The following is an 18,947-nucleotide window of genomic DNA, read 5'->3' on the forward strand; positions in this document are numbered from 1 at the left end:
GAAAGTTGGGCGCCGCTCGCGGCAGTAAGATAGCCTAGACCTCAATGGCTCGGCTTCGACCTAACGGCCAGCGTAACCGGCGCCCAACGGAACGCAGCGGAGTTGGGCGTCCGAGGTGACGCTGTTGTTAGACAAGTCTTGCCAACTCCTCTGGTGTAAGGAACTGGACGCCATATCGCTGTTCCAGCCAGGTTCTGTTCGCGGCCGAGAACACAGAGTTATTGCCAGCAGCTTTGGCGATATCTCGCGTACACACATAATCATTGCCATACGCATAATGTGCAGATATGGCATCACCATCCGCCCACTCAGCGACGGCTTTCGCTATGGGACCCTCTTCTGAGTCGGGGGCCGCCGAGATACCAGCGTGCCATGGCTCATGGGAAGAGGCGTACTCCTGTCCGATTGCTTTCAATTGGCTAATCCCGCAATCCTGCGCTTCGATATCCCTTCCGATTGTCCCGAACCGTTCGGCAATATCGTGGGTCACAGGGATAAACCACTCGGATTTAAGGTCCGGATTCTTGGCCGTTGCTAACCTCGTGCAGTGAAGAATCTTGAATCCGATCTTTTCAGCATCTGCCCAATGCTTCGAAAGGTAATGATTATTGCCGGGATGGGCATTTGGATCAGGGCCGATACCTATCGAAAAGGCTAGCGAACCGTCTGGTTGCTCTTTTTCTTCAAAGTTGACCTTAGCTTTGTACTCGGCCAGAAACTGGTGTCGCCCAGATTTCTTAACAGCTTCCAGCGTAAACACCGTTTCGGCAAGATACGCCTCAATAGTTCCTTGAGCTATCGCGTCATGGATCCGACGGAACTCAGCGATCGCGCTTTCGTTTGGAAAGGAATCGGGCGACGAGACGATCCGCCACACATTGGAATCAAACGTAACCTTCACTGCCCCTCCCAATTTGTCTAACAGTGAATGGATCGCCGTCACGATGATTCGATCACCGTGAAGGCGACATATCCACCGTGACGGGCCTCGGCCCTTCGATTTTTGCTCGTTCTTTCGGGAGGTTACCGCAGGAGGGTCATGCGGGGCCACCAATCACTTGACGGCGCGTTTTCGCGCCGTAATCATGCTGTATATGCACACAGTTGGCACGGAGGCCACAAAAGCAATGAACACGCCGGAGCGCCCGCTTCGACTGCGGGATGTCGTTAGGGATGTTCATGCGCACGCGGCGCTACAGCCCGAGAACCGAGAAGACCTACTGGTACTGGATCCGGTATTTCATTCGGTTCCACAACATGTCCCACCCGCGTGAACTCGGCGAGGCCGACGTACAGGCGTTCTTGACCTGGCTTGCTGTAGAGCGAGGGGTTGCCGCCTCGACACAGAACCAGGCGTTGAACGCCTTGGTTTTCCTGTATGGGAAGGTTCTGGAGAGTCCGCTTGGCGATATCGGTAACGTTGTCCGCGCTCAACGCCCACGCCGATTACCAACCGTATTGAGCCACGGAGAGGCCATGGCCGTGATTGGGCAACTCCAGGCTCCCTACGATCTCATGGCGTCCCTGATGTGCGGTGCAGGCCTCCGGGTGAGCGAGGTGGCACGCCTCCGGGTGAAGGACCTCGACTTTGATCAGCGCATGATCACGGTGCGCAATGGCAAGGGTGGCAAGGATCGGACGACGCTATTACCAGCAACGTTGGTCGAACCATTGCGAACCCGTGTTTCCGGGATTCGTGCGCGTCATCCGTGTGAGGCCGATAGGGATTCGGTGCCCGTGAGCCTCCCGGACGCGTTGATGCGAAAGTATCCCAACGCCGGCAGGTCGGTGCAGTGGAAGTGGCTTTTCCCCTCGGACGCGCTGTGCCAAGACCAGTGGGGCAACATCGTTCGTCATCACGTCCACGTCAGCGCCGTGCAGAAGGCGGTTAGCAAGGCCGTGAAACTCTCTGGATGTTCGAAGCCAGCCGGGTGCCATACCTTTCGGCATAGCTTCGCAACGGAACTCCTCAAGCGGGACACGGACATCCGAACTGTCCAGGAGTTGCTCCGTCACAAGGACGTCAAGACGACACAGATCTATACGCATGTCGTCGGTCAGGCGTTCGCAGGCGTCGGCAGCCCCCTTTCTGAACCTCGTGCTACACGATTGCCGAGCCGAGAGCGGTCATTGATGTACATAGCGCGACCGTCCGCTCCGGGTCGACTCCCGCCCTTCAATTTCACGATGTCGTTAACGCCAGAACGTAGCGCTCCTGCCCGGTCGTCTCCACAGCCCCGGGCCGTGCGGCACGAACCTCTTTCAGGGCCTGCTGAGGCGGCATGCCTCGCTCGACCAGGATGCGGCAGGCAGCAAGCCCCGTGCGCCCGAGCCCGCCCAGGCAGTGGATGACGATGCGCTCGCCCCGGTCGAGGCGGTCATAGAGCGGGTCACGCCATATTTGCCACTGCGCCTCCCAGACAGCATCCGGGGTGCTGCAATCCATGATCGGCAGATGCAGCCAGCCGGCCTCACCGTAGCGGGCGCGGGCCCGCTCCCCCAAATCCTGGGCCTGGTAGTCGATCAACTCGTGGAGTTCCATGAGCGTGATCAGACACCGGGTACCCCAGGCATCCAGAGCCTGGAGATCGTGCTCCAGGTTACGCACCCAGGGATGCCGGTTCCCCGGACCGATCTTGCCAGGGCACAGCGTCATGCCGATGACGACACCGCCGGGTGCGTCCACTGTAGCAATCCGCAGTGGCGAAGAGTGGCTGGTGGCAACGCCCTGGTCGAGGTGGTTCGTGGACATACTGCTCCCTCCCTTGATCACGCGGCGCGAGCAGCCGCTTCCTGGTAGAACCGCTCAATCAATTGGACTTGCTGAGGGTCGAGTCGCTCCATCACCGCCTCGCGGATCCACGCCGGGACCCCGAAGCGTGCCTCGGCAATACCGCCAGCAATGCACGCCAGGGTGTCGGTGTCCGCATCGAGCCCGATGCACACCTCCATGACCTCCTCGAACGAGGTCGCCTCGCAGGCGATACGGATCGCAGGCGGCACCGTGCCCTGGCAGATCTCGTTGTGGCGCAAGGTGCGCTGGATGACCGGGATCGACTCATCCAGGGCGTAGCTGTGGTGCTCGCGCACTGCCTCCAGGATCGCCTCGCCGGTGGCCCCGGTGCGGGCGAGCACGATGGCGTGCGCGGTCGCCTGCGCACCGCGGATGCCCTCCGGATGGTCATGGGTGACAGCGGCGGAACGCTCGGCCTCCCGGAGTGCGTCCTCCAGCGAGCCGGTCCAGAACCCGATGGGGCTCACCCGCATGGCGGAGCCGTTGCCGAAGCTGTTGTACGGGCCCCTATCCGGGTCATCCCCCCACTGCATGAACCGAAGCCCCCAGGAATGGTTGCGGTTCGCCTGGTAGGCGTCGCGGTAGGCCGTCGCGTAGTCGACGCCGTCGAGCAGACAGCGGGCGGTGGCCGAGGTCAGTACCGTGTCGTCGGTGTAGTGGCTGTGGGGCTTGATGAGCGGCGTCCCCGGCACCGCCGGCGGGCCGAACTCGTGGATGGATCCGATGATGTCGCCGGCAATCGCTCCGAGCATGACCTTCTCCTGTTGCTGGGGGTCCAGTGTGGCATCCCGCTGCGACGCATCGTGTCGCAGGGCGACACCCTCGGGGTTGTCTGCGTCCTCAGTGGTTCGTCAGAATACTATATATAATTACAGTATTCACGGTGAGCGCCATGATCGAGGACATCGCCTTCGACCCGGTCCAGGTCCACAGCCCCGGCTGGCAGGAGCTTGCTCGTGCGGGAGCGGCCTCCCTGGGGGAGGCCCGCAGCGTGGTGATCCGCGAGCGGCCCGGGCAGCTCGTGGTCCACTGCGACGTCACCGGTTTGGCCGTTGCCCAGCGCAAGGCCTGTGTCCGGGTGATCACCTGGCTGCAGGCAACAGCCGCGCAGACCTGCCAGACCTGTGGCAGCCAGAGCGAGGCGATTGCCTCGCCTGATGGGCGCAGTCCGCTTCGGTTGTGTCGTACGTGTATCAGTCGTAGCGGTCAGCCGCCCGTCGCAGCGTCGCTGCAATGGTCTGCCGCAGAGACCGCGGGCTGAGCACCTCCACCTGATCGCCGAGGCCGAGCAGCCACCAGCGCACCTGGGCCGTATCCACCACAGTGGCGGTGAGCCGGACACGGCGGTCCGCGGTGTCCTCCATGACTTGATCGTGGCTCAACGGCGTCTCACGCAGATGGAACGCGGTCTCGGCTTCCAGTAATAGCTCCAAGGCGAGCGGGGTATCGCTGAGTTTAAAGTTGAGCCCGCCGTCATCGACATAGCGCCCAAGATCGAAGCCCTCTGGACGATGCACGGGCGTGTCCAGGGGCTCGGCGGCGAGCACCCGGTGGAGGGCAAGTTGGAGCACGTCGTCGTAGTCGTAGAGCGTACAGACGAGATAGACCACGCCGTCGCGGAAGACGACGCCGAGCGGGTTCACCACATAGTCCTTCACCGCGCCATCGTGGCGGCGGTGATAGCGGGCCTGGAACTGGCGATCGTTGAACAGCGCATCGTAGACGGCTTCAAACATCTCGGGATCAACCGTGGGCGCGATCAGCGCCTGGCCGCGGGTGATGGCCTGGACCTTGTCCGGCCAGGCGCGCACGGGGCTCGAGGTGTCCGCAAGCACCTGCTCGGCGCGGCGGAAGTAGGGTGAGAGCGCCTGGAGCGTAGCCGGTGCCATGAGGGGACCAGCGAAGTGTTCGGCAAGTTTGAACGCGAGCGCCGTTTGCGGCTCCATGCCGGGGATGTCGAACTGCGCGGCATCCCGGTCCCAGTACCAGCCATGTGGCCGAGAGCGATCATCTACCGCCAGGCCGAAGAGCTGTCCCGAGAGTTCCTGGAGATCGCGCTGGATGGTGCGCTCGGTGGTCGGGTAGCCCTGCTCGCGCAGGCGCTCGTGCAGGGTGCTGACCGTGATCTTGCGCGGGTGCCTGGGGATGTGGCGGAGCATGGTCCATTGGCGTAGCAGGGTGTCCGACATGGGTGATCCGGCTCTGTTGTTGTCGTGGCGTCCGTGGACAGGGTATCGATGGGGTCAGGAGCAGTACGCCCCGGCGGCGCGGAGATCCTCCAGGCGCTTGGGGCCGATGCCATCGACTGCCTGGAGTGCGCCGAGATCCTGCACCGGGCGCAGCGCGATCACCGCCTGGGCGCGCTCCGGCCCCAAATGCGGCAGTGTCTGGAGTTCTTCGAGGCCGGCGGTGTTGATATCAATACCGGAGGAGACAGGTCTCGCGCCCTGGTCCGGAGCCGCCGGTTCCGGTGCAGCCTCCGGCTCGGCCTCGACTTCCTGCAGTCGCACGCCGGCGAAGTCGGCAAAGACCTCGAGCAGCTCTTCCTGCAGCACGGAGCGTGGCCCGTCCTGCAGGGCCAGGTCATCGGCCTGCAGCAGCACCTCGGCGAGTTCCTCAGCGGGCAGCGCACGCAGGTGCCGGGCGAGGACGGCGACGACGGCGTGTGAGCCCGGCTGGTCTTCCGTTGCACCGCCGCGGGCCGCCTCCAGGCTAGACGTCGTGTCGTCCAGTTCCTGAGTGGTCGGCGCCAGGACAGGGAAGCCCGCATCGTCGGTCGACAGACGCTGCCGCAACGCGTCCTTGATCTCCGTCGCCGCATGCCCAGGCCCCCAGCCCAGGTAGGCCAGGAGCCAGCCGGCGAGGTGCGCATCGGCACGCCACTGCTGTATCGGGGGCTGGAAGGCGAGGTCCGTGTCCGGTAGCTCCCGCTCGAGACCGCGGTTGCGACGGCGCCGCTGCCAGTTGTTCCAGGCATAAGGGGCGGCCAGGACCAGCCTGTACGCGAACCCGCCTACCTCAAGGACCAGCCGGACGGCACCGATGAGGACGGCTGCGACCAACTGCACCACGGCCAAGACCGCGGCGAAGAGCATGTAGACGATCTGGATCTGTGCCGCCGTCTTGCCGCGGACCTGGACGCCGGCGAGCTTGGCCGAGGAGCGGTTGGGCCGGAACCAGTTGAATGAGCCCAGGCGGTTGCGCGTTGAGACTGTTGCGCCAGTCTTCGAGAGGTTCAAGTGAAACGGCCCGGAGCGGTAGCGCCCCCGCAGGATGAAGCGCCCGTTCTGGAACGCTACCTGGGTGTTCCTGGCCGGTGTGCCGGAGACCCGGAACCCGTGCGACGTGTTGGCCGTCACGTTCACGCCGGCCGCCTTGGCCTGGGCGCGCAGGGCGACACCGCCGGTGCGGCTGGCGCGCAGATACCGCCCCCGATGCTCGATGCGGCGCTGTTTGCCGTAGGCGTCCTTCTTGCCGAGGTTGAGAAATGCCATGGGTGCTCCGGCCCTGATTGCCAGCTACTGTGCCATGGGACCCGCGCTCACCGACAGATTGTGTCGTAGTCGCATCGTACCGGTGATGATTGCTCTGAAATGCTGCCGGAGTTCGGGTTACGACGTCAGATAGGAGCGGTAGTGGCGTGTGCCGCATATGGGGACCCGATGATAGGACATCTGGGGTGGGGAACTCGTCGGGCAGGGTGCGTATTCCGGTGAACGTGACCGCTGATTCCGCTGTTCGTGACCGGTTCGCGGCGCGGTGTGCGCTGGGCCGTGTTCATTGAGCGTGATCGGTCACGATGGGTCAAGCGCGACCGGTGGTGGAGGCGTGCCGTCGAGGAGCCAGTTGGCGTAGTGGGTGGATAGTTTTGTATCCGCCACGACGGTGAGGACCTCGCGCTGGAGCCACTGGCTAACGGCAACGCGGCCGGGGTCGTTGTGCTCATCGAGGCGGTGCTGCAGCCAGCGCCGCACGGCCTGATGCGCCTGGGGTGTTTCGGGCTCAAGACCCAGGCGGATGGCGAGGTAGCTGGATAGCAGTGTATCCAGGGTGACGGTGGTGCGCCGTTCACCAAGGCGCAGATGGAAGCGCGTGTTGCGCGACAGGCCGGGTTCCCAGGTGTTCATTGGTCGGCCTCCGCGATGGTTGTGGTCTGGCGCATGGACGCGCCTTTCATGGGCAGGCGGTGGGCGTTGTGCAGCAGCCGGTCGAGGATGGCGTCGGCGAGCGTGGGCTCGCCGAGGTAGTCGTGCCAGTGCTCGACGGGGAGCTGGCTGGCGATGAGTGTCGATCGCAGGCCGTGGCGGTCCTCGATGAGCTCCATGAGGTCCTGGCGCTGGCTGGCGGTCAGCGGCGCGATGGCCCAGTCGTCAAGGATGAGCAGATCCGTGCGTGCGAGCTGCTGCATCAGCCGCGGGTAGGAGCCGTCGGCGTGGGCGATGTGGATGGCCTCGAGCAGCCGCGGGAGGCGGACGTAGCGCGTGGACAGGCCCTGACGACAGGCCTGGTTGCCGAGCGCGCAGGCGAGGTAGGTCTTGCCGGTGCCGGTGGGGCCGGTGAGCAGCAGGTTCTGCTTGTGGTGGATCCACTGGCAGGAGCCGAGCTGGGCCATCTGCGGGCGCTGCAGCCCGCGGGCGTGGCGGTAGTCGACGTCCTCCAGGCAGGCGCCGGGGATACGCAGCCGGGCGGCCTTGAGCAGCCGCGTCAGTCGGCGGTTGTCACGGGCGAGGATCTCGCGGTCGAGCAGCAGCGCAAGGCGTTCCTCGAAGGCGAGCTCCTGCGTGGCCGGTTGGGCGATCTGGTCTTCGAGGGCCTCGCGCATGCCGGTGAGCTTCAGCGCCTGGAGTTTCTCCAGAGTCGGTTCGTTGAGCATGATCGGTGTCTCTTGGTGCGAGGTCAGTGGTAGTAGCCGGGGCCGCGGACGTTGGCGTGCAGCGGCAGGGCCTGGGTCTCAGTGGTCGCCTCCACAGTGGCGCGATCGAGGCCGCTTTTGAGGATCGACTTGATGCTGCGGTAGCCCGGCGAGCCGATGTGCACCGCCCTGGCACATGCGGCCTCCAGGCGGGCGTTGCCGTAGTGGCGAGCGAGGTTGAGCAGCCCGAGGCAGGCGCGGTAGCCGTGCTCGGGATGGGGGCGGCCTTCGAGCTGGGCGCGGATGACCTGGCGTGTTGCCGGGCCGATGGCCTGCGCCCAGTTGAGGAACCGCCCCGGGGTCCACTGCTGGTGCTTGCGGTGGGCGGCGGGCATGTGCTCGGCCAGGGTGCTGTGGGCCCCCGTGCCGTGGCGGGCGTGAACGGCGACGCGCTGACCCTTGTGGTAGACCTCCACCGTGGTGGCGGTGACCCTCGCCTCGATCCGGTGGCCGACCAGGGCGTGGGGGACGGAGTAGAACCGGCGATCGATCTCGATGTGGTAGTCGATGCCGGGTTTGACGTACTTCCACTCGGCGTAGACGTAGGGCTCTGCGGGCAGGGGCTGCATGGCGGGGCGGTCGAGGCGCTCGAACAGCTCCCGGCGGCTGTGGGGCTGGCGCTGGAGGCGGCGTTCGTTGAGTTCGACGAGCAGATCCTTGATGGCGGCGTTGAGCGCGGCCAGGGAGTGGAACGTGTGGTGGCGCAGCCGCGCCAGGATCCAGCGCTCGACCACCTGCACGGCCACCTCGACCTTGGCCTTGTCCCGGGGCTTGTAGGGCCGTGCCGGCAGCACCGCCATCCCGTAGTGCCGGGCCATCTCCATATAGGTGTCGTTGACCTCCGGGGTGTAACGCGAGGCCCGGGTGACGGCGGCTTTGAGGTTGTCGGGGACCAGCAGCATGGGACAGCCCCCGAAGTACGTGAGCGCCCGCTGATGGGAGGCGATCCAGTCGGGCAGCGACTGGGTGCGTGTGGCCTCGGCATAGGTGTAGCTCGACGCGCCCCACACGGCGACGAAGATCGCCGCGGGGTGGATCTCCCCGGTACCCGGGTCGATCACTGGGACCGTGGGGCCGCAGTAGTCGATGAACAGCTTCTCCCCGGCCCGGTGCTGCTGGCGCATGGACCGCCGCTGCAGGGCGCGCCAGCGCCGGTAGCGCTCGCAGAACTGGCTGTAGCGAAGCGCCCCCGCCCCGTGGGCGGCCGCGTACTCCGCCCAGAGCAACTGCAGCGTCACCTCCTTGCGCTTGAGCTCCTGATGGATGGTGTTGTGGTCCGGCTCCGCCCCCCGCCCGGGCAGCACTGGGGCGGGGAACAGCAGCCGCTCCAGCGCGGCCTCGTCCATGCCCTCGGGCAGGGGCCAGCCCACGCCCTTGGCACGGGCGAGGCTGACGTACTTGTTGACCACGCCCTTGGAGAGATCCAGGACGGCGGCGATGCGGGCGTGGCTGAGTCCGGCCTGGTGTTTGAGACGCAGAATCTCGCTGAGTTGTCGCATGGTAATCCTCGGTGCCGGCATGCCCTCTCCCCGGGAACAGTGAAAAGAGAGCTATATGCCTGCAGTCAAAGGGAATTACCAGCGCACACCACGCCGATTCCGGCATCGTGACCAGCGATTCCGGGACCGTGACCAATGATTCCGGCGCCAGGGCCAAAATCGGTCACGCTCCGGCCGGAATCGCCGGTCACGATGCGCCGGAAACAGCGGTCACGATCAATCGGAATGAGCGGTCACGATGGGCCGGAATACGCACAGGGCAAACATACGCTCCAGCGGCTCGCCCACTTCCATGTCGATGAGAACGTTGGCGTTACTGATGAGCAGCGGCATCCGTCTCGGTCTACGTCAGCGATCGGTTTTGCTGGAATTGACTTGCCGACACGCCGAGAAGCTCTGCAGCTTTGGACTGGCCAATGAACTCCTCCGCCAGGGCGCGATAGACCAGATGCTCGAACAAGAGAGAGTGTTCAGGCTCCACAGGGTCACCGGGCTCCTCTTTGTGCCAGCCGCGCTTCCGCAGTTCGACAAACGCCTGCTTCTTGCGTCGCCCATCGATAATGCCCGCTTGAGCAGCACGGGAAAGGCACGCTGCCATACTGATCCCGAACTCGTGCTTGAGTAGATACAACTCGCGCCATTCCAGGGCGGTACGGTGATCCCCAACGCGGTCACGAACCGCTCGCCGAGGCAGCAGGAATGCGCCGCCCAGCCGGTTGCAGGCGGTCTCCTCGTCAAGGTCTGCAGCGAGGCGGCCGGCCAGCAGCCGATGCCCAAGCTCGCGCGCCAGCGTCAGACGTTGCCGATCCCCAGGAACACACTTGGAGACAACGAGGACCTGTTGCTCCCCGACCTCTCCGGCTAAACCATCGAAGCGCGTTCCATCCGGCACAGTGACAAGGATGACCAGCAGTCCTAGACCCTCAAGCGTGTCGAAGAGGTCCAGGGTGGGCTTCTCGCCAAGGCCCCAATCCTGTCGAACGCCCTGGGCGATCCCTTCCAGCTGCTCGTAGTCCGTGATCAGGGGAGGAACAGAAGCTGGCACTTCAAACCGTTTGATCGGGAACTCCGGGTACAAGTCCAGCAACTCCATCCAACGCTCGGCCTGATCCAGCACGTCCGCGGTGATGCGGTCCAGGACTTTCTTGGGAGTCTTGTAGTGCGTGTGGTATTCGACCTCCTCCAGATCCACTTCGGCCCGCTCCGGTCGAAGCAAGTATTCGGTCCGCACGCCAAGGGCGCGGCTCAGCTTGATGAGCTGCTCGGACGAGGGGGTAAGCGTCCCGTGCTCGAACTTGTTGAGGGTGGTAAGGCTGAGCCCCGTCTGTTCGGCGAGGGCACGGAGTGACATGCCGGCTGCCTTGCGAGCCCGCGAGATGCGGATGGCGACCATGGAGATGCTCCTGAAGTTTAAGATGATCTTATTCTTCTACTGAAAGAAAACTAGATGGCCGCCGTTGAACAGAGCGTAGTGGCTGCACAGCGGGATCTCTCGTCTCGCGGGAGAGGCAGGCCGATATCTGCCGGAAGCAAAGGTAGAAGAGTTCCGTCATGCCCGAGACACGCCGACCACAGTCCTTCTCGGGAAGCCTGGGCCGAACCGTACCGGTGTCGCCAAAGGGCGGGTGGCTGCCCTTGCCGTTGTCAGTCGCTGGTTAGTGACTGAAGTTCGGGAGCCAGAGGTGACCGGATCGTGCCGTCCAGTACCTCCTGGGGAGGCCAGCCTAATGCCCGGGCTACTTCAGCTGCCTTCTCCGCTTTACTACGCACGCTGGCCCGGGTCAGGCCCCGGAATCGCCAGGCGGCCGGAATGTGGAAGACACTGCGCACGAGGTGACCGCCCTTGTGCAGGTCGCGCTCGGCTGAGGCTTTCGTGATCAGTCCCACATGGCGAGCCGTCAGCAGGGCGCGAGCGTAGTTGTCGAATTCGCCGACCAGGTAGGCGCCCATGTAGCCGTAGGGGGTCGAGAAGTCGAGAGGGATCTGGATCGGCTCCAGGCTCTCTGCGACGTCGATCTCGACGTTCGGCATTACCTCCAGACGCGCCTCCGCCTGCTGTCGCAGGACGGCAAGAGTCTCCCGGTTTTCGTTGATGGCGTGGTAGGCCCGTAGCAGCAGCCAGTCCGCCCAGGGGTCATCCCTTTCTGCGGCGCGCCAGGCCCAGCGCATGAGTGTGGCGAACCGCGCGAGGCCGATGATCTCGGGCTTGCCTTCGCCTTCCCGACGGGTGCGGCCACGCATCACGCGTTGCGCCTGGCGGGTTTGTATGGTCATCCGAGCGCGCCCGCGCAGGCCACCGGGTTGTTCTTGGGCTGCGGACCAGGTCGCAATCACGTTGTCGGACTTCTCGGCTTGGGCCTCAGTCATGGCCGCCTCCTCCACGGGTTTGCCCGTTCGATGCGTTCCTGGATGGTTGCCTTTACGCTGGTTGGTTGGCGGATGCCCGCGAGCCGGACCTCGCCAGTCTCTCCGCCGCCGGCGGACGAGACTGCAACGGTTCCTATCCCGAGAACGCGCTCCAGCAGGCCCTGCGTCCAGGGTGGGAATTCGGGCATTGCGGTAATACATCTGGCGCACTCGGCGGGCGAGGATGCCCTCCTGAACGCAGATGGCCTCCGCGCCGAGCTCGTAGCGGTAGTAGAAAATCGCGACAATCAAGCGAACGGACGCGATGGCCAGGATCAGCGCCGCTACCGTGGCCAGGGCGACCTGTGCGGCGCTCATGGCGCCGGCGATCGGCACCGTCACCGGTTGGGCGGCCGTCGCGCCCAAAGCCGCGGGAAGCCCGACGAGTGTGTCGACCAGTGCCGGTGTGGCGAACAACAGAGCGAGGCCCGTGAGCCACCAGGTAAGCAAACCCACGTGGCCGCGCACGGCTGGCCGCAGGACAATCGGCGACCCCTCGTCTGTCTCACAGTGGGTGGCCACTCCGGCGGTGCCGGCGGTGGTATCGGTACCGCGCCGTCTGACAACGTAACCGTCGGTCTCCTGCATGGCCTCGAAGGTATGACCGGTGTATTGGCCGAGTGCATCACGAACCGCCTCGGCCTGGTCGAGCGTGGGGTACGGGGTTCCATTGCGTTGTCGGATCGCTGTCATGACTGACCTCCGTTCATCTCCTTCAGACTGCTGGCGCCGGACGAGTGTCGAGCCGGGAAAGGTTTCCCGGGGGCGCCGCACTTTCCTCGTCTACCGACATTACTTCCATCGCGGTTCACGATTGCCCTCCGGTACTCGCTGGGTCATCCCGTTCGAGCTGTGCGCCCAACTCCGGCGGGATAGGCTTGCCGGCGGCCTGGAGCAGTTGCGCGAGTTCCTCGGCGCCGCGTCGGCGGCTGAGCCGATCCTGTTCATTCACAGGCTGGCTCCGCCTGGCTGGGGGCGGGGGAGATTCCGGGCCTGTGCTCGGCGGCGAAGCAGACCGACGTTGCTGCGAGTAAGTGGGAACGAATGTGCCGCTGCGGGCCGCTCGTGCGAGTTTCGACAGGTAGCGGATGGGGTTGCGAATCGGAGCGCGCTCTCTGTCCTCCAGGCATCCGGCAAGCTCATCGAGAACCTGCTGGGCCATTCCTGGCTCGAGCTCACCGAGGCAGAGGTGGGCCAGTTCACGCTGATCCTTGGTGAGTTGCCGCGGGTACTCCAGGGGCGCCTGTGGTTCCTCGGCAGTGCCACTCCCCCCAGACCCCCCTGTAGTTGTTGTGTTGTTACTACTACTACTACCACTACTACCCGTGCGCGCGCGTGAGCGGTTAAGTTGCTTAACATGGGTGGAAGTTGTTGATTTTTCGGGGCTGTCATCCGGGTTAAGTTGCTTAACCCGGTGCTCGTTGCCCGAGTTAAGCTCGTTAACCCGGGTGTCCGGGTTAATCTGGTGAACCTGGGTGCGAGTCGTTTCGGCCTTTCCTGCAGCCTCATTCCGGTTCGGTTCGCGTGGTCCGTGGTGTGCACGGAGTGCGTCGCCGAAGGCGCCGGTCGCGAAAGCGTCCGAGTTCGCCTGGTGGGCGGAGAGCCGGAGTTCGAATCGGGTCGTGATGTCCTGCGCCTCCACGGGTTCAGTGCCGTCCATCAGACCGGCCTGGATGGTGGCGAGGACTGCTTCGGCAACCATCCGCACGCGGGAGTGATAGTGGTTGCACATCTCCCGGACGAAGCCCACGTACCCCTCGTCGAGTTCCATGGCCTCGGCGAGGCAGACCGGTTCGTCGTGGAGCGCGTAGATGTTGCCGCGATACCGTCCCTTCTCGTCGCGTACCTGGCGGCATAGCGAGATCCAGCGCGTGACACGGAGCAGGGCGATGGAAGCGGCGATGGTTGGCTTGCTGCCGACGCCGGCGGCAGCGAAGTCGTCGTACGACGGGAAGGCAGCCGGTGTCCGTGGGTCGCTGTGTGCCTTGATGACCATCCAGGCGATCTTGTCCCTGGCCTCAAGGGCCGGGTCGTACAGCAGGCGTCGGGGATGTGTGTCCTGCCAGTTGCCGGCATAGAGGACGGCGCCGCCTTCGCTGACGGCTGTCTCCGCAGAGGTCGGTATCTCGCACAGCTGACGCGCCGCTTCGGCCATTGCTCCCTGAAAGTTCGTGCCACGGGCGGAGGAGGGTGATTCGCTCATCATGACCTACTCCTCCTGCGCCGCGTGGTGTGTGACCAGGGGGACCACGTCCGGCGGTCCGGCACCATTGCCGCTTGCCGCCTGGATGGCCCGGCTTTCCTGGACGAGGCGCCAGACCGCCTGGGCCGAGACGTCGCAGTCGCGCGCGACCCGGAGATGGCGCTCGGGCTCATCCAGATCCGCGTGCGCCTGCCACAGCCGCCAGATACGGTCCTCTTTGGTGGGCGGCAGCCGTGGTGGCCGCCCCTGGGGACGTTGAACGCCGAGCATCCGTCGACGGCGGCACACTTCGCCCGGGGTAAGGCCGCACAGGGCATGCAGCATTTCGGTGCCGGCGCCCTGGCGAATCAGGTCGTCCTGGGTGCACTCGGTGCGGGCTTCGTCCCGGGCATGAGTGAGTGCGTGGTTCAGACAGCGGTGATCCACGGCCACGTCCAGGAAGTGCGTACCCATACGCGCGAGATGGTGAAGCTCGCCGACGGTCATCTGCTCCATGGCCCGGATCTCGTCGGGCTCGAAACCAAGGTCGGAGACGGCGTTGAGATCTCCGGTTTTCAGTTTGTCCACGGCGAAGCGAATCACTTGGTAAGCCAGTTCCGTGCTCATGTCCGATCCCTCCAGATGTCCATGCCCTGCCGCTGGGCGCTCCGTGCGATTTGGCGGCAGATGCGCATGAGGGTCATCAGGTCGTCGAAGTCCGTGTCGGGGGTCTCCGGGTGCGAGAAGAACTCCGTGGCCGCCGTGGTGAGGTACGGGTAACCGACGCGATAGTGGACGGCACGGTGGTTGTTCTCTTGCAGCATCCGGCCCAGCTCGAACCGCTCCGGGAAACTCCCGCGGGCCTTGCTGTCGTCCATGGCCTCGGACCACACGACCAGCAGCCACCACACCCAGCCGCGGCGTGCCCCCTGGGGATCCTGCGGCTCCCGGAGCACGTCCTCCGGGGGCGGCAGATCCATGAGGAACCCCATGCCGCGGTCCCAGGAGTTCATGTAGATGTCCAGCCGGTATCGGCGGGCGACGCGTTCGGCCACCGCACGGGCGCGCTTGCGTAGTTCGCCGACGTCCGTGCCGGTTCCCGAGTCTTCGTGTTCGACAGGTGTCGGTTCTGGCTCGCTAGTGGATTCCGACAGTGCGGGGCCGGAAGGTGTGGGCGCCGTATGCGGCGTTTCCGTGTTTTCATGAACTGGAGGTGGTTCATTGTCGGAATCCGGTGATGCTGCGGACTTGTCGCCCGTGGATACCGGGGACTGAGTGGTAGCGTCGTTCTGGGAAGCACCTGATGAAACAGCTTCTGTTTCGGGGCCCGAAGCCTTTGGCGGCCGCGAGTCACCAGTAGGCGGGACGTCGCGACTGTTGTCCGCCCGCGTCCGCTGGAGACGCGTCTCAAACTCCATGCGAACCCGCCTCAACGGAAGGTCCAGGGCAGTGGCCAGTTCCCGCTCCAGTTCTTCGCGACCAATGCTCACGTCCCAGTCCGGGCCGTCGGTCGCCTGCAGGGCCTGGGTCCAGAGCGGCTCCAGGAGCTCCTCGTCGTAACCGTGCTCTGTCCAGAGTTCAGAGGTGACCTGGTGCAGTCGGCGAAGTTCTTCGACCGCCGGCCCTCCAAGCCCAGCCCCTAGCGCCTCAGGGATCGCCGGGAGGAGTTGGGTCGCGGCGTATTCGAATCGGGAGAGCAGGCGGCGGGAGACCGTGTAGCCCACTTGCTCCAGCCGCCGCTGGAACTCGGAGCGATTCAGGCGTTCGCCCGCCTCACGCTCGAACTCCGCCCGCAGTTCTTCCAGGCCCACGGCCTTGTCGATCAGGGTCATTTCCCCGCGCAGCTCGTTCTCGACAAGGTGGCCGACGAGAACTTGGGCATCGTCCTGCCAGGGATGATAAAGGCAGTGGATGCGGCGGAAGGCCTCATCCCCCGTTTCTTCGTGGAGTTTTTGAAGGATTTTCAGGCGCGTGTTCCCGCCGGCGCGAATCATGTAGAGCTCATCACCCGGCCTCCGCGTGATTTCGAGCGCGTTGTTGAGGCCGCGCTGAGCCCGTATTGACGCCTTGATCTCCGAGTAGCGGGGGTTCAGTTTCCTTCGCGGGTTTCGGTCGTACGGTTTCACCTGGTCGATATCGAGGACCATCTGCGTGACGGTGACCGGCTCACCGGGGGCAAGTTCGCGGGCGGATTGCCCGAAATGCCCCTGGTAGAGGGTCTGTCGCAGCTTGCCGCGGTCGATTTCCTTAGCCATGGCTCTCGACCTCCCTGTCATCATCGACCAGATGGGGGAGGCACTCGGCGGCGAGCGCACGCATGGTCTCGGCCGCTGCGGGTGTCGGACCGGAGCGTCGCGTCTCCCAGCGATGCACGGGGATCTGATGGGTAGCCGCTTCCCGGTACGCCACCGTGGCGGGTACCGCTGTATCCAGAACGGTGATCTGCCCCCGGCTCGGGCCGTAGGATTCTCGACGCAGTTCGTCGGCGATGACCCGAGCGTCGGCCGTCCGGTCCATCCGGTAGAGCATGCCGCGGAGCGGGCCGATGGGCGCGCCGAGGGCGGCCATCGGCCGCAGTCGTTCCAGCATGGTCACCGTGCCGCGCGCGAACTCCCGAGCTGACAGGATCTCCGGTGGAATCGGTGAGAGCAGGAGGTCGGCGGCGAGAACAGCCGCATCCTGGAGTGGGCCGACTGCGCCCTGGGTATCGATCAGGATGGCGTCATAGATCTCGTCGTAATCCGAGAGGATATGCCGGAGCCGCACGCGACCATCCGGTGTATGCAGAATCCAGTTCTGGAGTGCGCCGTCGGGGTCGTTGGAGAGCACGACGTCCAGCGTGCCTCGGCCTTCGGCCTCAAGCGCCGTGGTGCTCACCGTGGAGCCGGTTTCGCCGGCCGTGATGAGTTCCGTGAGCCCGTAATCGGATTGTTGCGCCAGCGGGAAGTAGCTGGACAGCGTTGGTTGGATATCGGCGTCGATCAGAAGCACCCGGTAGCCCAGGTCCGCGATGTACGCGCCGAGGTTGGCCGTGACGGTCGTCTTCCCGACGCCGCCCTTGGTCGAAGTGACGGTCAGCTTGATTGCCATATCAGCCTCCACAGAGCTAGTTGCTTGCCTAGCTCCGGGGAGGAGATACCGTGGTTTCTCGTTACGAGAATTCGTAAGCTATTGATTTAGCTTCGTAATCAGTAGGTCGGCGGTTCGATTCCGTCCACCGGCACCATAAAATCAACAATATAGGTCGGGCACTGCCATCCACGAACGTCTACGGGGCTCTAGCCGAAAAGACTCGGCATGGGAGCCTGGCCTTCCCGGCGAAGTGGTAGAGAATGAGCCTGGCGGCCCCCAGATCGGCCCTTGGGGCGGCTCGGTGGAGGGCTTCTTCGCCGTTGGCCAACGGTCCGTCTGCTTCTGCGTACTGCCCCGACATTAAAAGCGTTTTGCTATTGGGACTGTCGGTCCAAATGTGGATACCCGGAGATTGGGCCGTGCAGGTTACGTCCCCGAGGGCGGACAGGCGTCGATCCCGTACAGAACCAGCGCAAATGGCCCGGCCTGCTTGCCGGAGATGAACAGACTGAGCGACGCGATACGTGCAGGATCCAGCGCCGGGGCGTCGGGCAGAGTGCGGCCCCGGAAGGATGGAACGAACCCGGCGAACGGCAGCATGATCGGCTCCCGGCAATCGGCCGTGGTCGCAAACGCGTGCTGATACACCGGGGCGTTGCGGTCCCACGTCATGCGCAGGCCCAGCTTGTACTCCTTGCCGTCGCCGCGGACGTCCAGCACCACGCCGTCGTGGCCCGACAGATCCAGGGTGGGAACGTCGCATTTGACCGAGGCAAAGCCGCCGCCATTCGCCAGGCTGACCTCACCCCGGAAGACACTGCTCTCGGCGTCCAGCGGCTCCACGGCCCCGGTGGACTGGCCCCCCATGACCGGGTCGCCCACGGACACCCATTGGGCGGGCCCCGCCTGCAGACCGAAGCGTGCAACTGCGACCATGCATCCTCCTCGGGCGTGCCCGGTTGCCAGGCTGTTCGCGGAGCAGTGTATTCTGCGCGCTTGCCGGAATCGATCCATCCTGCTCACCGGGAGCCGCCATGGGGTTAGCAACCGTCCACCATCCGGGCTACACCATCGATCTGCCCGACACGCATCCGTTCCCCATGCGCAAGTTCCGGGTTCTGCGGGAACAGCTCGCGGCCGCGCCGTATGCGCGTGTGGCGGAGTGGCTGCAACCGGAGCCGGTGGATCTGGCCCTGCTCACCCGTGTGCACACGCCGGAGTACATCGATGCGTTCCTGAATGGTCGGACCGAGCGCGCCGCCCAGCGGCGGACGGGGTTCCAGTGGTCAGAGGACCTGGTGGCCCGGGTGCGTCTGGAGACCGGTGGCACGGTGCGCACGGTGCAGGCGGCCCTGGAGTGCGGAATGGCCCTGAATACGGCCGGCGGCACCCACCATGCGCACGCCGATGCCGGCAGCGGTTACTGCCTCATCAACGACATCGCCGTAGCCGCCGTCCATGCCCTGGCGAGTGGCTGGGCGCGGCGCATCCTGGTGGTGGATCTGGACGTGCACCAGGGTGATGGCACCGCCGGGTTGCTCCGGGATGAGTCCGCGGTGTTCACGTTCTCCATGCATGCCCGCACCAACTTCCCGGCACGCAAACGCGCAAGCGATCTGGACATCGCGCTGGATAAAGGGGTCGCGGACGGCGAGTACATGGACACGCTGGAACGCACGCTGCCTCGGCTGCTGTCGCAGGTGCGCCCGGAGCTGGTGATCTACGACGCGGGGGTGGATGTGCATGCGCAGGACCGCCTGGGCCACCTGAACCTCTCCGACGCGGGCATCACCCGGCGCGATACCTATGTGCTGCAGACGTGCCGCGAGAGCGGCATTCCCGTGGCGGGGGTCATCGGCGGCGGTTACGACCGCGACATCGACGCACTGGCACATCGCCATGCGCTGCTGTTTCACGCCGCACAGGGGGTGTGGCACGCCTCCTAGCCGTGAGAAGCGGGCGGCAACTGGATCTAGTTCCGACGCCGGTCCCACGCTCGTTCGGCGGCTGCCGGGCCAGTGGCAGCTCGGGGTCGGTGGCCTGCATGTACCGCGGGGGATGAGTTTGACGCAGTCGGTGACT

The 18,947-nt window shown here is 64.9% G+C and carries 18 protein-coding genes and 1 pseudogene; 3 read left to right on the forward strand and 16 right to left on the reverse strand.

The window, feature by feature from the left end:
• Window positions 1-127 precede the first annotated feature (127 nt).
• Entirely contained in the window at window positions 128-901 is a 774-nt protein-coding gene (locus tag KU884_RS04240; protein ID WP_167781447.1) for a hypothetical protein, read from the reverse strand.
• Between the two features lie 278 nt (window positions 902-1,179).
• Here KU884_RS04240 and KU884_RS04245 point away from each other — a divergent pair.
• Window positions 1,180-2,031, forward strand: a pseudogene (locus KU884_RS04245) (integron integrase); the annotation flags it as partial.
• 151 nt (window positions 2,032-2,182) lie between these two features.
• Here KU884_RS04245 and KU884_RS18875 read toward each other — a convergent pair.
• A complete protein-coding gene (locus KU884_RS18875; RefSeq protein WP_254432168.1) occupies window positions 2,183-2,752 on the reverse strand; it encodes a protein-tyrosine phosphatase family protein in 570 nt (189 codons plus the stop codon).
• Window positions 2,753-2,769: 17 nt separating this feature from the next.
• Entirely contained in the window at window positions 2,770-3,546 is a 777-nt protein-coding gene (locus KU884_RS04250) for an ADP-ribosylglycohydrolase family protein (RefSeq protein ID WP_167781449.1), read from the reverse strand.
• A gap of 140 nt (window positions 3,547-3,686) precedes the next feature.
• Here KU884_RS04250 and KU884_RS04255 point away from each other — a divergent pair, with 140 nt between their 5' ends.
• A complete protein-coding gene (locus tag KU884_RS04255; protein ID WP_167781450.1) occupies window positions 3,687-4,055 on the forward strand; it encodes a hypothetical protein in 369 nt (122 codons plus the stop codon).
• Here KU884_RS04255 and KU884_RS04260 read toward each other — a convergent pair.
• The 13 genes from KU884_RS04260 to KU884_RS04315 form a co-directional block, all read right to left on the reverse strand.
• On the reverse strand, window positions 3,988-4,983 hold the full coding sequence (locus KU884_RS04260; protein ID WP_167781451.1) for a YafY family protein: 996 nt from the start codon (window positions 4,981-4,983) through the stop codon (window positions 3,988-3,990). The two genes, KU884_RS04255 and KU884_RS04260, sit on opposite strands and share 68 nt — an antisense overlap.
• A 54-nt stretch (window positions 4,984-5,037) precedes the next feature.
• Entirely contained in the window at window positions 5,038-6,288 is a 1,251-nt protein-coding gene (locus KU884_RS04265) for a helix-hairpin-helix domain-containing protein (protein ID WP_167781452.1), read from the reverse strand.
• Between the two features lie 300 nt (window positions 6,289-6,588).
• Window positions 6,589-6,921: a hypothetical protein gene (locus tag KU884_RS04270; protein WP_167781453.1), complete on the reverse strand. Its 333-nt coding sequence runs from the start codon at window positions 6,919-6,921 to the stop codon at window positions 6,589-6,591.
• A complete protein-coding gene (gene istB, locus KU884_RS04275) occupies window positions 6,918-7,667 on the reverse strand; it encodes an IS21-like element helper ATPase IstB (RefSeq protein ID WP_167781454.1) in 750 nt (249 codons plus the stop codon). The genes KU884_RS04270 and istB overlap by 4 nt, the downstream gene beginning before the upstream one ends.
• Window positions 7,668-7,690: 23 nt before the next feature.
• A complete protein-coding gene (gene istA, locus KU884_RS04280) occupies window positions 7,691-9,226 on the reverse strand; it encodes an IS21 family transposase (RefSeq protein WP_167781455.1) in 1,536 nt (511 codons plus the stop codon).
• 195 nt (window positions 9,227-9,421) lie between these two features.
• A complete protein-coding gene (locus tag KU884_RS19150; RefSeq protein ID WP_167781456.1) occupies window positions 9,422-9,538 on the reverse strand; it encodes a PIN domain-containing protein in 117 nt (38 codons plus the stop codon).
• 10 nt (window positions 9,539-9,548) lie between these two features.
• Window positions 9,549-10,598, reverse strand: coding sequence for a helix-turn-helix domain-containing protein (locus tag KU884_RS04285; protein WP_167781457.1), 1,050 nt, complete (start codon window positions 10,596-10,598; stop codon window positions 9,549-9,551).
• Between the two features lie 251 nt (window positions 10,599-10,849).
• A complete protein-coding gene (locus KU884_RS04290) occupies window positions 10,850-12,304 on the reverse strand; it encodes a PFL_4669 family integrating conjugative element protein (protein WP_167781458.1) in 1,455 nt (484 codons plus the stop codon).
• 115 nt (window positions 12,305-12,419) lie between these two features.
• Complete coding sequence (locus tag KU884_RS04295) at window positions 12,420-13,766, reverse strand: STY4528 family pathogenicity island replication protein (protein WP_167781459.1); 1,347 nt, start codon at window positions 13,764-13,766, stop codon at window positions 12,420-12,422.
• 54 nt (window positions 13,767-13,820) lie between these two features.
• Complete coding sequence (locus KU884_RS04300) at window positions 13,821-14,420, reverse strand: DUF2857 domain-containing protein (RefSeq protein WP_167781460.1); 600 nt, start codon at window positions 14,418-14,420, stop codon at window positions 13,821-13,823.
• Window positions 14,417-16,048: a ParB family protein gene (locus KU884_RS04305; RefSeq protein ID WP_167781461.1), complete on the reverse strand. Its 1,632-nt coding sequence runs from the start codon at window positions 16,046-16,048 to the stop codon at window positions 14,417-14,419. The genes KU884_RS04300 and KU884_RS04305 overlap by 4 nt, the downstream gene beginning before the upstream one ends.
• Window positions 16,041-16,883: a ParA family protein gene (locus KU884_RS04310; protein ID WP_167781462.1), complete on the reverse strand. Its 843-nt coding sequence runs from the start codon at window positions 16,881-16,883 to the stop codon at window positions 16,041-16,043. The genes KU884_RS04305 and KU884_RS04310 overlap by 8 nt, the downstream gene beginning before the upstream one ends.
• A gap of 408 nt (window positions 16,884-17,291) precedes the next feature.
• Window positions 17,292-17,801, reverse strand: coding sequence for a CIA30 family protein (locus KU884_RS04315; RefSeq protein ID WP_167781463.1), 510 nt, complete (start codon window positions 17,799-17,801; stop codon window positions 17,292-17,294).
• A 98-nt stretch (window positions 17,802-17,899) separates the two neighbouring features.
• Here KU884_RS04315 and KU884_RS04320 point away from each other — a divergent pair, with 98 nt between their 5' ends.
• Entirely contained in the window at window positions 17,900-18,811 is a 912-nt protein-coding gene (locus KU884_RS04320; RefSeq protein ID WP_167781464.1) for a histone deacetylase, read from the forward strand.
• Window positions 18,812-18,947 lie beyond the last annotated feature (136 nt).

It is taken from the genome of Aquisalimonas sp. 2447 (assembly GCF_012044895.1).
Taxonomy (GTDB): domain Bacteria; phylum Pseudomonadota; class Gammaproteobacteria; order Nitrococcales; family Aquisalimonadaceae; genus Aquisalimonas.

Excerpts from the sequence above, each read along its gene's own strand:
- KU884_RS04300 (WP_167781460.1), bottom strand. The coding sequence starts at position 14,420 with ATGAGCACGGAACTGGCTTACCAAGTGATTCGCTTCGCCGTGGACAAA.
- KU884_RS04315 (WP_167781463.1), bottom strand. The coding sequence starts at position 17,801 with ATGGTCGCAGTTGCACGCTTCGGTCTGCAGGCGGGGCCCGCCCAATGG.
- KU884_RS04255 (WP_167781450.1), top strand. The coding sequence starts at position 3,687 with ATGATCGAGGACATCGCCTTCGACCCGGTCCAGGTCCACAGCCCCGGC.
- KU884_RS04265 (WP_167781452.1), bottom strand. The coding sequence starts at position 6,288 with ATGGCATTTCTCAACCTCGGCAAGAAGGACGCCTACGGCAAACAGCGC.
- KU884_RS04285 (WP_167781457.1), bottom strand. The coding sequence starts at position 10,598 with ATGGTCGCCATCCGCATCTCGCGGGCTCGCAAGGCAGCCGGCATGTCA.
- KU884_RS04290 (WP_167781458.1), bottom strand. The coding sequence starts at position 12,304 with ATGACAGCGATCCGACAACGCAATGGAACCCCGTACCCCACGCTCGAC.
- istB (WP_167781454.1), bottom strand. The coding sequence starts at position 7,667 with ATGCTCAACGAACCGACTCTGGAGAAACTCCAGGCGCTGAAGCTCACC.
- KU884_RS04260 (WP_167781451.1), bottom strand. The coding sequence starts at position 4,983 with ATGTCGGACACCCTGCTACGCCAATGGACCATGCTCCGCCACATCCCC.
- KU884_RS04310 (WP_167781462.1), bottom strand. The coding sequence starts at position 16,883 with ATGGCAATCAAGCTGACCGTCACTTCGACCAAGGGCGGCGTCGGGAAG.
- istA (WP_167781455.1), bottom strand. The coding sequence starts at position 9,226 with ATGCCGGCACCGAGGATTACCATGCGACAACTCAGCGAGATTCTGCGT.
- KU884_RS19150 (WP_167781456.1), bottom strand. The coding sequence starts at position 9,538 with ATGCCGCTGCTCATCAGTAACGCCAACGTTCTCATCGACATGGAAGTG.
- KU884_RS04295 (WP_167781459.1), bottom strand. The coding sequence starts at position 13,766 with ATGGCCGAAGCGGCGCGTCAGCTGTGCGAGATACCGACCTCTGCGGAG.
- KU884_RS04305 (WP_167781461.1), bottom strand. The coding sequence starts at position 16,048 with ATGGCTAAGGAAATCGACCGCGGCAAGCTGCGACAGACCCTCTACCAG.
- KU884_RS18875 (WP_254432168.1), bottom strand. The coding sequence starts at position 2,752 with ATGTCCACGAACCACCTCGACCAGGGCGTTGCCACCAGCCACTCTTCG.
- KU884_RS04250 (WP_167781449.1), bottom strand. The coding sequence starts at position 3,546 with ATGCTCGGAGCGATTGCCGGCGACATCATCGGATCCATCCACGAGTTC.
- KU884_RS04270 (WP_167781453.1), bottom strand. The coding sequence starts at position 6,921 with ATGAACACCTGGGAACCCGGCCTGTCGCGCAACACGCGCTTCCATCTG.
- KU884_RS04320 (WP_167781464.1), top strand. The coding sequence starts at position 17,900 with ATGGGGTTAGCAACCGTCCACCATCCGGGCTACACCATCGATCTGCCC.